The 13,608-nt window shown below is 65.8% G+C and carries 15 protein-coding genes and 1 tRNA gene; 10 read left to right on the top strand and 6 right to left on the bottom strand.

Going from position 1 to position 13,608, the window contains the following annotated elements; genetic code table 11:
* Positions 1–126 precede the first annotated feature (126 nt).
* Genes AC099J_RS22845 through AC099J_RS22855 form a run of 3 tightly spaced genes read left to right on the top strand, consistent with a single transcriptional unit; the run spans position 127 to position 3,127 of the window.
* Positions 127–1,224 carry a phage tail tape measure C-terminal domain-containing protein gene (locus AC099J_RS22845; RefSeq protein ID WP_479617598.1) on the top strand — a complete coding sequence of 366 codons (1,098 nt, stop codon included), beginning with the start codon at positions 127–129 and terminating at the stop codon, positions 1,222–1,224.
* Positions 1,225–1,237: 13 nt separating this feature from the next.
* Complete coding sequence (locus tag AC099J_RS22850; RefSeq protein ID WP_479617599.1) at positions 1,238–2,197, top strand: IS5 family transposase; 960 nt, start codon at positions 1,238–1,240, stop codon at positions 2,195–2,197.
* Positions 2,198–3,127, top strand: a complete 930-nt coding sequence (locus AC099J_RS22855; RefSeq protein WP_479617600.1) for a hypothetical protein — start codon at positions 2,198–2,200, stop codon at positions 3,125–3,127.
* Positions 3,128–3,131: 4 nt separating this feature from the next.
* Here AC099J_RS22855 and AC099J_RS22860 read toward each other — a convergent pair whose 3' ends face one another.
* Positions 3,132–3,926: a hypothetical protein gene (locus tag AC099J_RS22860; RefSeq protein ID WP_479617601.1), complete on the bottom strand. Its 795-nt coding sequence runs from the start codon at positions 3,924–3,926 to the stop codon at positions 3,132–3,134.
* A gap of 151 nt (positions 3,927–4,077) precedes the next feature.
* On the opposite strand from AC099J_RS22860, the gene AC099J_RS22865 reads away from it, so the two are divergent.
* On the top strand, positions 4,078–4,443 hold the full coding sequence (locus tag AC099J_RS22865; protein WP_479617602.1) for a hypothetical protein: 366 nt from the start codon (positions 4,078–4,080) through the stop codon (positions 4,441–4,443).
* A gap of 43 nt (positions 4,444–4,486) precedes the next feature.
* On the opposite strand, the gene AC099J_RS22870 is transcribed toward AC099J_RS22865, so the two are convergent.
* Complete coding sequence (locus tag AC099J_RS22870) at positions 4,487–4,822, bottom strand: hypothetical protein (protein WP_479617603.1); 336 nt, start codon at positions 4,820–4,822, stop codon at positions 4,487–4,489.
* Between the two features lie 86 nt (positions 4,823–4,908).
* Here AC099J_RS22870 and AC099J_RS22875 point away from each other — a divergent pair, with 86 nt between their 5' ends.
* From AC099J_RS22875 to AC099J_RS22895, 5 genes are all read left to right on the top strand, one after another.
* Positions 4,909–5,082: a hypothetical protein gene (locus tag AC099J_RS22875; RefSeq protein ID WP_479617604.1), complete on the top strand. Its 174-nt coding sequence runs from the start codon at positions 4,909–4,911 to the stop codon at positions 5,080–5,082.
* A gap of 108 nt (positions 5,083–5,190) precedes the next feature.
* Positions 5,191–5,556: a hypothetical protein gene (locus AC099J_RS22880; RefSeq protein WP_479617605.1), complete on the top strand. Its 366-nt coding sequence runs from the start codon at positions 5,191–5,193 to the stop codon at positions 5,554–5,556.
* Between the two features lie 193 nt (positions 5,557–5,749).
* The gene (locus AC099J_RS22885) at positions 5,750–5,977 is read left to right on the top strand and encodes a hypothetical protein (RefSeq protein ID WP_479617606.1); all 228 of its coding nucleotides are present in this window, start codon (positions 5,750–5,752) and stop codon (positions 5,975–5,977) included.
* Positions 5,978–6,065: 88 nt separating this feature from the next.
* Positions 6,066–6,296, top strand: a complete 231-nt coding sequence (locus AC099J_RS22890; protein ID WP_479617607.1) for a hypothetical protein — start codon at positions 6,066–6,068, stop codon at positions 6,294–6,296.
* Positions 6,297–6,463: 167 nt separating this feature from the next.
* Positions 6,464–6,610, top strand: a complete 147-nt coding sequence (locus tag AC099J_RS22895; protein WP_479617608.1) for a hypothetical protein — start codon at positions 6,464–6,466, stop codon at positions 6,608–6,610.
* Positions 6,611–6,736: 126 nt separating this feature from the next.
* On the opposite strand, the gene AC099J_RS22900 is transcribed toward AC099J_RS22895, so the two are convergent.
* Both AC099J_RS22900 and AC099J_RS22905 read right to left on the bottom strand, forming a co-directional pair.
* Positions 6,737–6,813 (bottom strand) — tRNA-Arg (locus tag AC099J_RS22900).
* Between the two features lie 156 nt (positions 6,814–6,969).
* Positions 6,970–7,491 (bottom strand): OmpA family protein, encoded by a 522-nt coding sequence (locus AC099J_RS22905; RefSeq protein WP_479617609.1) that lies wholly within the window; start codon positions 7,489–7,491, stop codon positions 6,970–6,972.
* Positions 7,492–7,675: 184 nt separating this feature from the next.
* On the opposite strand from AC099J_RS22905, the gene AC099J_RS22910 reads away from it, so the two are divergent.
* Positions 7,676–8,791 carry an NADH:flavin oxidoreductase/NADH oxidase gene (locus AC099J_RS22910; protein ID WP_479617610.1) on the top strand — a complete coding sequence of 372 codons (1,116 nt, stop codon included), beginning with the start codon at positions 7,676–7,678 and terminating at the stop codon, positions 8,789–8,791.
* A gap of 30 nt (positions 8,792–8,821) precedes the next feature.
* On the opposite strand, the gene AC099J_RS22915 is transcribed toward AC099J_RS22910, so the two are convergent.
* Complete coding sequence (locus AC099J_RS22915) at positions 8,822–12,394, bottom strand: bifunctional diguanylate cyclase/phosphodiesterase (protein WP_479617611.1); 3,573 nt, start codon at positions 12,392–12,394, stop codon at positions 8,822–8,824.
* A 233-nt stretch (positions 12,395–12,627) separates the two neighbouring features.
* The gene (epsC, locus tag AC099J_RS22920; RefSeq protein ID WP_479617612.1) at positions 12,628–13,545 is read right to left on the bottom strand and encodes a serine O-acetyltransferase EpsC; all 918 of its coding nucleotides are present in this window, start codon (positions 13,543–13,545) and stop codon (positions 12,628–12,630) included.
* Positions 13,546–13,608 lie beyond the last annotated feature (63 nt).

Here is a 13,608-nt window from a genome sequence, read left to right on the forward strand (position 1 = left end):
GACGACTGAGATACATTGAACACCTCGCTTGCGCGCAACCCCCGCGCGTCCACGATGGCGCTGAAACGCCGTCCACGATCAGCCTGAAACAGGCGTCCACGATCGCTGAAATGCGCAGCAGGCCAGGTGGAGGGACTTTTTGGCGGTGCCTTCAGCGGCCTGGAAGACCAACTGACCAACCTTGTGACGGGCGGAAAGACGGACTTCAAGGGGCTGGTCGATTCGATCAACAGCGACCTGCAGCGCATCCTGATCCGCCAGAACATCACAGGCCCGCTGGCCGAAGCGTTGCAGGGCGGCATGAAGTCTGGCGAGGGCGTCGGCGGGGCACTTGGTGGCTTCATGACCAACTTGCTTGGCGGTGGTAAGGGCGCTGCTGGCATCGGATCGACGGCCGGGACTGCGAGCGCGACGGCGGCGATGTCGGCATTGTCTGCAGCCACCGCGCCTCTTGCTCCGGTCATGGCGACCTTGACGGCAGCCGCCACGGCAGCGGCCACAGCGCTCAGTTCTGTGACGGCATCGTCCGGTGTGGCTGGCCTTGCTGGTGCTGGTAGTGCTGGTGGTAACGCACTGTTTTCAGGCTTCGATTTCGATTCACTCTATTCGGGCGTAACGGCGACTCCGACTTCAAGTATGGGCGGCGGCGACTGGCTGTCAGGGGTTGCGGATGCCTCAGGCGCAGCCACCAGCGCCGCATCGACAGCTGCCGCAACCACTGCAATGACGGCACTGGCTGCGGCCACCACTTCGGTGACTGCTGTCATGACGGCACTGTCCACGGTCACCACGCCGATGACTGCGGCAATGACATCGCTAAGCCTTGCTGCAACGACAGCTGCTTCTGCTCTCGCTAGCGTGGCTGCGTCATCCACTGCATCAAGTATTGCCGGGGCCGGATCATCCGCTGCCGGGGGCTTGGTGAACTTTGACTGGTCATCGCTGATGTCCGGGTGGGCGACTGGCGGCTACACCGGCCCAGGCGGCAAGTACGAATCGGCCGGTGTTGTTCACCGTGGCGAGTACGTGCTAGATGCAGACACGACAAAGCGACTAGGTGTTGGTGCGCTTGATCGGCTGAGAAGTGGAGTTGCAGCGGCCTCTGTGCTGGGAAGCACAGCAGCGGCGCCATCCGTGTTCGGATTGATTCGGCCGACTGAATCGAGCGCTAGGGAAGGTCTGCATAAATCCGCTGCCAACATGCTTGGCGAGCCTGGGCGCTGAGAAAATCTGAGCCATGAAACAAGCCGACCTGGGCCTGAACCTGACGACCAAGCGCACGCGCAAGCGCGAGTTCCTGGCAGAGATGGAGCGTGTGGTGCCGTGGGCTGCGCTCATCGATCTCATCACGCCGTACGCGCCTGAAGGCAGACGCGGTCGTCCGCCGTTTGCCGTGCAGACGATGCTGCGCATCCATTTCATGCAGCAGTGGTTCACGCTGAGCGACCCGGCAATGGAAGAGGCGTTGCACGACGTGCCACTGTTTCGTGAGTTCGCTGGGCTGACTTGGCAGGAACGCTTGCCCGACGAGACGACGATCCTTCGGTTCCGTCGGCTGTTGGAAGAACACAAGCTGGCGCCGCAGATCCTGGCGCTGGTCAACGAACTGCTGGGTGCCAAAGGCCTGCTGCTGCGCGCCGGCACCGTGGTGGACGCCACGCTGATCGCCGCGCCCAGTTCGACCAAGAACGCCTCGGGCGAACGCGACCCGCAGATGAAGCAGAGCAAGAAGGGGAACCAGTGGTACTTCGGCATGAAGGCCCACATCGGCGTGGATGCCCACTCGGGCTTGGTGCACGCGGTGCGGGGAACGGCCGGCAGCGTCAATGACGTGGTGGAGGCCAACACGCTGCTGCACGGCGAAGAAACCGAAGCCTGGGGCGATGCCGGCTACCAGGGCGCCGGCAAGCGGCCTGATGCCAAGCAAAGCGTGCGCTGGAACATCGCCATGCGCCCGGGCAAGCGCAAGCTGCTGGACAAAACCAACCTGGTGGACGAGCTGACCGACCAGATCGAACGCATCAAGGCCAGCATCCGCGCCAAGGTCGAGCATCCGTTTCGGGTGATCAAGCGCCAGTTCGGCCACGTCAAGGTGCGCTACCGCGGGCTGGCGAAGAACACCGCGCAGTTGCACACGCTGTTTGCGCTGTCGAACCTGTGGATGGTGCGCAGAACTTTGATGGGCGCGCAGGCATGAGTGCGCCTGCAAACGGCCAAGAGGCCGCAAAGCCGGCCCGCACAGGCCGAAAAGCCGCTGCGCAGCGGGTCGAATCTGCAAACCGGATCGACTTGGCACCATCAGCACACTCGAAGTCGCATTAAGCAGACCATCCCTAGCCGTCCTGCATCTGGCTTTGATTGGGATGCGCTGTTCCCCGGGGCTCGCTTCACGGTCGGTGGCTACACCGGGCATGGTGGTAAGAATGAGGCGGCTGGCATCGTGCATCGCGGCGAGTACGTCTTGGACGCTGCGACCACAAGCAAGATCGGCGTCGGTAGTCTTGACCGCCTCGCCAGCGGCGGTGCAGCGGTCACGGCAGCGGTTGCCGCGCTGAGCAACATGATGCCGGTCAGGTCTGCGGTGTCAGACGTAGCCGGCTCAGGCGGTCCCGGTGCGCCCAGCCCGGCTCTTGGCGGCCAATCGATGGTTGACGTGGCGGCAACCAGTAGGCGCGGTGTAGGTTCTCTTGAACGGTTGCGCAGTGGCGGCGCAGCTGCTATCGCAGCAGTCGCAGCGCTAAGCAGCATCGCGACCATGCCATCCTTTGCGGGCTCGCCGGGACCGGGAGCATCGAGCGCACCGGGCGATGGGGGTCTGATGTCAATGTTCGACTGGCGAGCGCTGTTCGCTGGTCCTGGCTTCGCCGGTGGTGGCTACACCGGACCCGGAGCTAAGTACGAGCCGGCGGGCGTCGTTCACAAGGGGGAGTATGTCGTGGACTCGGCAACGACAAGCCGCGTCGGGGTGGCTGCACTTGACCGAATGAGTAGCGGCGGCTCGACAGGTAGCAGCGTCACTCAAAACATCTCGTTCAACGTGCAGGGTTCCATCGACCGACGCACGCAAAGTCAGATCGCGGCGCAGGCATACAGAGCAGCGTTGGCGGCGAATGCGAGGACCAATTGATGCGCTACCTCATCGCCCTGCAGTTACCGAACTCGCATTGAATCACCATCGACGCCCCGTTCGTGCAAGCCGCTGCGTACGTCTCGATGCCTGGCACACGGTTGACGAACGTAACGGCAGGCGTGGTCTGGCATCCGCTAGATCGCGCGAACTGCTCGGCCGAGTAGCGGTCAGGGCCGCCGCGATCTGCTGTCGGAGCGACGGTCACGCTGTTGTTGGGTAGCTCCACCAAGCCGCCACCTGACCCGGGCAGGCTGGCTGGCGCAATTACCGGCAAAGGCAGCGGGACCGGAGCCGTCAATGCACCGACCGGAGCGAGCTGGACGGGCTGTGGCTGGCTCGGCAACGCGAGCGGTGATCCAGGATCAACGTACTTGATCACGGCAAACCTGGAGGTGTTTTCCCTGGTCGGCGCTGCAAAGCTGGTCCCAAACGCGCCAGCCCGTCGCCATCCGCCCCAAGCACTCGCCGTAGAGAAGCCAACCATACCGGTGACTTCTGATCGATTGCTAACCTGGATCACTGCATCGCCACCGGCCTCTCTTGCCAGCTTCACGATGTCGCCACGCTGAATTAGCATCTGGAACGGGGCGTCAACGCGCTTGTCGTCCACGTAGCCAATCACCGTGTACTGGCGAGGGGGCGCGCCGTTGTCCCAAACCTCCATCCCGTCCACTACCTGCTTCGTTCCACCACGCCCGGCAAAGACCTGAGTAGTGACGCTCTCGTAAGACTTGTACTGGGTGCTGGCGCAGCCAGCGAGCAAAAGCACCAAGGCGAGCATTGCTGTTTTGGTCATCACGCATCGTAGCAACTGGTTACGTGTGCGGCATCCACAACGGTGCGGATGGCGAAGGCCGTCGGCACTGGTAACGCTTTCTACCGGCCCGCGACCAGGCGGTAGCGACGACACCGGCAACAGCAAGACAAGGCTGTATGCTTGTACAGCTATGGAAGTTGCCCTCTTTCGCCTGCGTGAGTCTGGTCGTCCACTCAGCTACGGCGCGATCCGCGTACGGCCCGTCTTGATCGGCCGGCTGGTCTACGGGACGTGGACCGACCCAGCCACTCACGCGCGGCTTCTTGGGGACGGCGGCAGGATGCTTGCTGAGCTGCGTAATGCGTCGGTCAGGAGGATCAGCGAGGGCTGTGTGCTGCTGCAGGGGTTTGAACCAGGCCCGGAGACGCCAATGGACCGGCAGACGTGGCTGTGCGCGACAGGCCCAGACACAGGCGACGCTGCCCTGCGCAAGCTGCGCAGACCAACCCAGGCTGATCATCCGCTGGGCGATTGGAGCGATGACCCGCAGGCGTGAGAAACAGACAAGCATGGCGGACGCTTTCAAATAGCGTGACGCTTTAGGCCGTGGGTTCAGTCGCCCATGCCTCGTAGCCTTGCATGTCGATGAGGATGCGCCGGTCTCGTCTGATCCACACCTTCCCTTCGAGCCACTGGCCCCTGTAGATCTTCGTCTGGATGGCTCGACGGCTAAACCCAGTCAGGACTGCAGCAACCTCGATGGTGACGAAGCGGGCGGTAGGCGCTGAGCCTGCGCCCATCCGGCGCCCGCCGCGCGTCATCGCACTGCGGTAGGCCCTTAGCTCTTCCGCTGCTTCTGCAAGTTGCTCGGCTGCCTGTTCGATGCTGCGCTGAAGGCGCTCAAGCGCTGCAGCAGGTTGGGTCGGTGGATGCATCGGCCGCTCTAAATAAAAAGATTACAAAAATCTTGTCAATCCTCTAATTTCAGGATTACACTTAATCGCTTGAATCAAGGATGCACATGACAGATGAAGAGCGGCGCAGGCGTGGCAGACCTTCTCTTCCTGAAGAGCAGAAGGCGGTGAACCGTTCAGTCAGGTTGACGCCGTCAAGATGGGACAAGCTGCGCCGGCTGGGGTCGGAGTGGTTGAACAAGGCCATCGACAAAGCCAAGGAACCGGCGCCGAAAGAATGACCGCACTGGCCTGCTGCGGCAAACGCAGGCCATAAAGGCGACGGCCGAGGTGATTGAGCCCACCCCGACCGTCTAACCAAAACGTGCAACGTTGCAAGGACGCACATCATGGCTATCAGCATTTTCGCCCCCGGCGGGGCGCCCACGCATCCGCAAAGTGCAGCACGGGCGCTGCGCAGGAAGACCACCACCAACAAGCGAGCGGCAATCAAGCCCCAACTGATTGCCTTCCCCGACCGCTTTCGAGACCTCGACAAGGCGGATGTCAGGACGAAGCTTCAGGACCTGCTTTCAGGCAAGTACGACATAGACGGCATGGTGATGATTGTGCGGGCGCGCGATGGCACGCACCAGTTCGCAAACGTAGGCTGGTACAAACGCAATGGACGGTCATCGCTGGTCCCCGTCCTGCTGAGCGTCATTGCCTGTGCGACGGATGCCGGTGACGGGGCACCGCAAGAGGTAGGGCAATGAATGGGCCGCGAACGCATCAGCAAGGCCGCAGGGCGCGTCAGGCGCGTTCCCGGTAGCCACGCAGTGCGTGCGGCGGCCGAACCGTCTTAGATGTCGTCCTACGTGTCAGCGCGCCCCGCGATCACCCGCCGGTTTTCCAGCGGGCGTAGTTTCCGGGTCGAGCAACTTGCTCGGCAACTCAAAGGAGACAGAGATGGCGAACCAACCCAACCAGTCCACCGGCGGGACAAACCAGGACAAGTCGGCACAGCCGAACCAGTCACAGCCAGGCCAATCCGGGCAGCAGGGCCAAGGCCAAAAATCCAAGGACCAACAGCAGCAGGACACCGGCAAACAGCAGCCTGGCCAGCAGGGTCAGAAGCCGTCAGGAACAGGCCAAGGCGGCAAGTCGGATCAGCAATCGGGCGGCAATAAGTCCTAGCGGTCCCGCGCTCCATTGCTTTGAACGCTGCTCGTGCCTATGTCATTTGATGTAGCGCGGGCAGCTAGCCCGGCCGGAAAATGCGGGCATGCCGAAAGACTACTTGCTCAGGATCGAGCATGCCGATTTCCCGCTCATGGTGGAGGGTGAGTACGAGATTGACTGTCTGCGCGTGTTGCAAGCGGCCGACTTGGTTGAAGTGACGTTTGCGCAACATCCGCACGGTGGGGCCGTGGAGGTCGCAATCATCCTGCGCATTACGCCCATGGGACGGGCGGAGATCGACCGATGTCGCCGTGATGCCGTACGCGGCCCCTGAGAGTCGGTCCGGCGGCTACGTGCCTGACCGTCGTGGATGCTAGAGTAAACTGTGAACAATTGCTTACAACTCTGCCAGCTCCCGCGCCCCTAGACGTTCTTCTAGCGTTCGAGCACGCTAGGTTTCCGCTCATCGTGCGAGGCACGTGCGAACGAGACAGTCTGCGCGTGCTCGATGAACACGAGCTTGCAGAAGTCGTGTTCACGCACCATCCGGACGATGGCGCAGACGTTGCTTTGATCCTGCGCATCACGCCGGCCGGTCGGTCAGCCATCAACCAGCGGCGGCGTGAAAAAACGTCCGCCGGTCGATAACATGTGGAGCGGTCAGGCAGCTCTTGTTGTGTGTGAGCTGCACTCGTCCAAAACGTCACCGGCGTAACCCCCGCGTAACCCCGAAGCAAATCGCTATTACTTTTAGAGCGATAAACCCACTGTTTATGGCCTGTCCGGAGGGGATCGAACCCCCGACCCACAGCTTAGAAGGCTGTTGCTCTATCCAACTGAGCTACGGACAGAAAAAGAAAACGGGCCTTGCGGGCCCTTGATTGCCGCCTGTCGCGGCCGGCGGATTGTATCGGCGTGCGCAGCATCGGCGCCAGCGCTGCAGCGCCCATGCAAAAGGCCGGGATTGCCCGGCCTTGACGCTTGGATGGGCGACGCCTGGCGGCGCTTCAGTCGACGATGCGCAGCTCCACGCGGCGGGCTTCCTGGTCGGTGCCGGTCATCACTTCCGGTTTGCGCAGTGCGATGCGCGAGGCATCGATGCCGGCGGCCTGCACGGCAGCGCGGGCAGACAACGCACGCTGCTTGGCCAACTCGGCATTCACAGCAGCGTCGCCGGTCGCATCATGGAAGCCGGACAGCACCAGCTTGCGGCCCGGTGCGGCCTGCAGAGCCTGAACGGCCTTCTGGATCTCGGCAGCAGCGCCGGCCGGCAGCGCGGACTGGCCGGTCTCGAAGTACACAGTGCCGGCCAGATCACCGGACACGGGGCCTTCGATCAGCACGATCTCTTCGGCCACGGTGGTGGTCGTCGCCATGGTCGTAGCAGCCGGTGCTGCGGCAGACGCCGAGACACCGCGCAGCTGGCGCACCACCACACTGCTGATGACGCTGATGATGAGCAGCGTGACCACGGCAAACGTGATCCAGAGACCCGCGCGGGTGGTGTCGTCGTTGTCTTCCTGATACATGCTGAAACTTCCTGCTGGCTGGGTGTTGGGGAGGCCGCAATTCTAACGACGCCTCCCGCAACACCCTGGTTCGGTGACCGGCCGCTCCAGGCACCCCGACGCTGCGCTTGCCGCCGCGCTTGCGGGTATGGTTCAGCGCCCCACCCCCTACACACAACTCCAACTCACCACCCAACGCACCCGCATGAGCCACCTTTTCCAACCCTTGCAGATCGGCCCACTGCAGATCTCCAACCGCGTCGTCGTCGCCCCCATGTGCCAATACTCGGCAAGCGAGGGATCGCCGGGCGACTGGCACCTGGTCCACTTAGGCCACCTCGCGCTGTCGGGCGCCGGCATGCTGATCCTCGAGGCCACCGCCGTCGAGGCCGAAGGCCGCATCACCGCGGGCGACCTGGGCCTGTACAGCGATGCCAACGAAGCCTCCCTCGCCCGCGTGCTGCAGACGCTGCGCGCGCAATCGCCGATCAAGCTGGCGATACAGCTCGGGCATGCCGGGCGCAAGGCGTCGAGCCGCGCGCCCTGGGACGGTGGCGGGCAGGTGCGGGCCGGCGAAGCGGGAGGCTGGCGCGCCGTGGCGCCGTCGGCCGTGCCGCATGCACCGGGCGAGGAATCGCCCCAGGCGCTGGACGGCGATGGCCTGCGTCGCATCCGCGAGGCCTTCGTCACCACGGCCCGCCGTGCGGCACGGCTGGGGCTGGACGGCATCGAGATCCATGCCGCCCACGGCTACCTGCTGCACCAGTTCCTCTCGCCCATCTCCAACCACCGCAGCGACGCCTATGGTGGATCGGCAGAGAACCGCATGCGCTTTCCGCTCGAAGTGTTCGACGCGGTGCGCGCGGCCATGCCCGCCGACATGCCGGTGTGGGTGCGCGTCTCGGCCACCGACTGGCTGCCTGGCGGCTGGGACATCTCCGACACGGTGGCGCTGTCGCATGCGCTCAAGGCGCGCGGCTGCGCGGCGATCCATGTCTCCAGCGGCGGGGTATCGCCGCAGCAGGTGATCCCGTTGGCGCCGCTCTACCAGGTGCCGTTTGCGCAGCGCATCAAGGCCGAGGTCGGCCTGCCGACCATCGCCGTCGGCCTGATCACGGAGCCCGAGCAAGCCGAGGCCATCGTCGCCGATGGTGCCGCCGACGCCGTGGCGCTGGCCCGCGCCATGCTGTATGAGCCGCGCTGGCCCTGGCATGCCGCGGCCAAGCTGGGTGCCCAGGTGGTGGCACCCCGGCAGTACTGGCGTTCACAGCCGCGCGCGTTGAAGGACCTGTTCCAGAGCGCGGCGTTCGGCGCGCGCTGAGGAATCTGCCTGCCGGGCTCAGCGCATGCGTCAGAGCATGCGCGAGAAGCCACGCTCCGCCAGCGCGAGCAGCGCATCGCCGGTCAGCGGCCGCGCGAACAGGTAGCCCTGAAAGATGTGGCAGCCGGCCGCGTGCAGCACGTCGCGCTGCTCGGCCGTCTCCACGCCCTCGGCCACTACGCTCAGGCCCAGGCTGGCACCGAGCGCAATCACGGTGCGCACGATGGCGGCATCGTTCGGGTCGACCAGCAGATCGCGCACGAACGACTGGTCGATCTTCAGCTGGTCCAGCGGCAGCCGCTTCAGGTAGCTCAGCGATGAGTAACCGGTGCCGAAATCGTCCAGCGAGAAGCGCACGCCCACAGCCTTGAGCGCCCCCATCTTGGTCACGATGGCGTTCAGGTCCTGCGCGACCACACTCTCCGTCAGTTCCAGCTTGAGCCGTCTCGGGTCGGCGCCCGCGTCCTGCAGCGCGCCCAGCACCTGGCCCACGAAGTCCGGGTGGTGGAACTGGCGCGCACTGACGTTGACCGCCATCATCGCCGCGCCCATTGCCGTACCGGGCCGCCAGCTGGCAAGCTGGCGGCAGGCCGTGCGCAGCACCCATTCACCCAGTGCGTAAATGCTGCCGTTCTCTTCCGCCAGAGGGATGAAGACCGCAGGCGACACCGGGCCGCGTTCGGGGTGCGTCCAGCGACACAGCGCCTCGACACCGACCAGCTCGTCGCCGACGTTGAATTGCGGCTGGTAGAGCAGCATCAGCTCGTTGCGCTGCACGGCCTGGCGCAACGATGCCTCCAGCGTGGCACGTTCGGCCAGCCGGCTGCGCAGGCCCTCGTCGAAGAACTTGAAGGTGTTGCGCCCGTCCTGCTTGGCCAGGTCCATCGCCGAATCGGCGCGCGCCAACAGTTCGTCCAGCGTCAGCGTCTCGCGCCCGAACACCGCAATGCCCATGCTGGCCGATGTGTAGTGCTCGCGCCCGCCGATCTGCGCCGGCACGGCAATCGCGCGCAGCACGGCGCGGCACAGGCTTTGCGCCATTTGCGACGCCTCGTCCGCGTCACGCCCCAGGCCGCGCATCAGCACGATGAATTCGTCGGCATGCAGGCGCGCCACCAGGTGCTCCGACGGCACGCAGCTGCGCAGGCGCTGGGCCACTTCCTTGAGCATGGCGTCGCCGCTGCGGTGGCCCCAGTTGTCGTTGATGGCCTTGAACTTGTCCAGGTCCATCAGAATGGCCGCGCCGACCGTGCCCTGGGCATTGGCACACGTCAGCAACTGCGTCGCGTCCTTCACGAACAGGCTGCGGTTCGGCAGCCCGGTGAGCTGGTCGAAATAGGCGAGCTGGTGCACCTGGGCCTCGGCCTCGCGCCGCTCGCCGATGTCGCGCGCCACCGCCACCCAGTGCGTGTGCCACCCGCGCTCATCGAAGATCGGCTGGATCACCAGTTCCAGCCAATACGGCTCACCAGCACGCGTGGCGTGCTCCAGTTGGGCGCGCACCGGTTCGCGGCGCTGCATCGCGGCCGCGATGCGCGCCATCTCGGCGCGCTCCATCTTGAGGCCCACCATGAAGCGCGGCGATCTTCCCAGCACCTCGCCGCGGCTGTAGCCGGTGCGCCGCACGAAGGCCTCGTTGACGAACACGATGCGCGGCCCGGGTTCCGAAAGCGGCTCGGCCTCGGTGATCAGCACCGCGTCGTTGAGGCTTTCCACCGCGCTTTGCAGCAGCTGGAGCTGGTCCTGCGAAGCGCGCCGTGACGTGATGTCCTGCAGGGTGAAGAAGCGCTCGCCGTCCTGCGCCGAGGCAGCCGGCGCGCTCAGCAGCATCCAGCGCGGCTGCGCGTCATCGGCCCGCTCGATGCGGAACTCGTACTCCACTGCGTCCGGCACCACGTCGTCCAGGCACAGGGCTTCGACGCGGGCACGTTGGCGCGCATCGACACACGCGAGGAAGCCATCGAAGTGCTGCGCCTGGGTTTGCGGCAGGCCGAGCAGGCGCGCGCAGGCCAGCGACAGGCGGCAGCCCCGGGTGCGCCGATCGACCCAGAAATGACCGAGCGAGGCGACCCGCTGCGCTTCCAGCAGCACCCGCTCGCTTTCCTGCAAGGCCATCAGTGCGCGCACGCGCGAGCTGATGTCACGCGACAGCACGATGTAGCGGGCCTGTGCGGGGTCGGGCTGGTCGTCCTTGCACGCCACAGACAGCTCGAACCAGCGCGTCTCGCCGTCGACGTTCAATTCGATGCGCTGCCCGGCAGAACGGCCTTGCGCACGCGCTTGCGCCAGCGCCTGCAACACGGTCTGTGCCGCTGCCGGCGGCAGCACCTCGCCCACAGTGCGGCCGATCACTTGCTCGGGCCGTGCGACCAGGCCGTCCAGGCTGTGCGCGCGCAGTGCCAGGTAGCGGCCGTCGGCGTCCATCTCGACCAACAGATCCGGCACTGCGCTGAGCGTGCTGGCGATATCGGCCGACAGCGCACGCGCCTCCTGGCTCATCTTCATCGCCAGTTGCTGCGCCCGGTTGCGCGCGTTCAGCAGCAGGAACACGATGGCGCCCGCCGACAGGCTGAACAGCAGGCCGGCGGCCACCAGCCACAGGTGGTCCCGCGCGCGGTGCTGCGCGATGAAGCCGCTGGTCGGCTCCACCAGGTAAGTCCAGTTGCGGCCGCCGAAGGCCGCCACGCGGCGCGCCGCGTAGGCCGTCGGCGCCGCACCCGTGAATGCAACGGCCCGGCCATCGAGCAGGCCGAACAAATGATTCGCTTCGGAAGGCTCGTCGCCGTCGAACACGTGCAGGCGCAGCCCCGGCATGAGCTCGGCTGCAGCCGGTGCCAGCAGCACACGCAGCCGGAACGGAGCGTCGGCCCAGCCGGCCAGCACATGGCCTGGCCCTGGCGAACCGGCCGTCCCGGTCTGGGGCAACAAGATCGGCAGGTACATCACGAAGCCAGGCTCGCGTGCGCCGCCCTCGTCCTGCGCCAGCTGGAGTTTGGACGTCAGCGCCAGCGCCCCGCTGGCGCTGGCCCGACCCAACGCCTCGCGGGCAGCCGGCACGGTCAGCACGTCCAGCCCAAGCGCCAACTGGTTGTTGCGCGTCGGCGGCTCCATGAACAGGATGGGCGCGTAGCTCGGGCGCTCACCTGGCGGCCGCAGCACCAGGCCGGACTGCGCAAATGCATTCGCGGCCGCATGCGTGGCGCTCGCGCCGCTGCCGAGGCGGGCGACAAAGCCCACTCCCTGCAGCCCCGGTGCCGTGCGATCCAGTGCGAGCGAAGCCACGAAGGCCTTGAATTCCTGAGCGCTCACCTCGTCCGACCCCTCGAAGAAGCCCTTGACGCCGCTCAGCACCAGCTCGAACGCACGCAACTGGGCCTGCACATTGGTGACGACCGCATCGCTCTCGTGGGCCACCATCGCGTGCAGCGTGTGTTCCACGCCTTGCTCGCGCGAGTGCCAGTACAGCAGCGGCACCATGGCCAATGCCAGGCTGGTCAGGCCGGCCGCCAGGATCGGGCCTGACCACAGAGAGCGGCGCGCACTGGTCTGGCTGCCGGGCAAGGCGGGCGGGTTGAAGGACACCGAAGGGCTTTGTCTGGTCATGCGGACTGCGCCCGCGGCCGATTCCTTCGCGGAACGCAGCCTGCAATTGAGCGATCCGCATCATAGAGGACGCGAATGGGGCAAGGCATTGGCGCATCTACCGCGCACAAAACGCGTGGATGGGGCCCCGCGCGACGTGGTCGGCCAGCATCTGACGCCGGTGGCGATCCTTCGACCGCCCCGTCGCGCGGAGGGCAGACGGCGGCGCTCGTTCGCTGCCGTCGGGGTATGGCTCAGCGCACCGGTGCCGGCAGCGGCGTGTTCTGCAGGCTGGCCTGCGACACGTTGGCCCCGGGCGGCACGCTGTCGGTGATCCAGACGTTACCGCCGATGACTGCACCCTTGCCAATGGTCACGCGGCCCAGAATGGTCGCGCCGGCGTAGATCACCACGTCGTCCTCCACGATGGGATGGCGTGCCAGGCCCTTTTGCAGATGGCCTTCGGCGTCCGTCGGGAAGCGCTTGGCGCCCAGCGTCACGGCCTGGTAGATGCGCACGCGCTGGCCGATGACGGCCGTCTCGCCGATGACCACGCCCGTGCCGTGGTCCATGAAGAAGCCGGCGCCGATCTGCGCGCCGGGGTGCAGATCGATGCCGGTCTGGCCATGGGCCAGCTCTGCCACGATGCGCGCCAGCAGCGGCAGGCCCAGCCCGTACAAGGTGTGCGCCAGGCGGTGGTGGATCATGGACAGCACGCCGGGGTAGCACAGCAGCACCTCGTCCACGCTGCCGGCGGCCGGGTCGCCGTGGTAGGCGGCCAGCACGTCACTGTCGAGCATGCGGCGCGTCGCTGGCAGGCTGGTGGCAAACGCCTGCACGGCCTGTGTGGCGCGCAGGGTGATCTCCGCATCGGGCAGTGGCGCATGGCGGTGGCTGTATTGCAGCTCCAGCCGGGCCTGGGCCAGCAGTGCATGCAGCGCCGCATCGAGCGTGTGGGCGACGTAGTAATCCTCGCTCTCGACGCGCAGCTCCGGCGGGCCCAGGCGCATCGGAAACAGCGCGCCCTTCAGGCCCTCGGCAACCGCCGCCAGCGCATCGCGCGAGGGGAATTCGCGCCCGCCGGGTTCGCGCGAGCGCTTCTGCGCTTCGCGCCATTCCTTGCGCACGCCGTGCAAGGCGCGCACGACCGCGCCGACGTCAAACTGGGCCATGTTCTGTTCCTTGTGGTGGTGTCGGGCCGGTCGTGTCGGTCGCGCCCGGTGCCATGCGCCCTG

This window comes from Rhodoferax sp. RT4P68 (assembly GCF_056521305.1).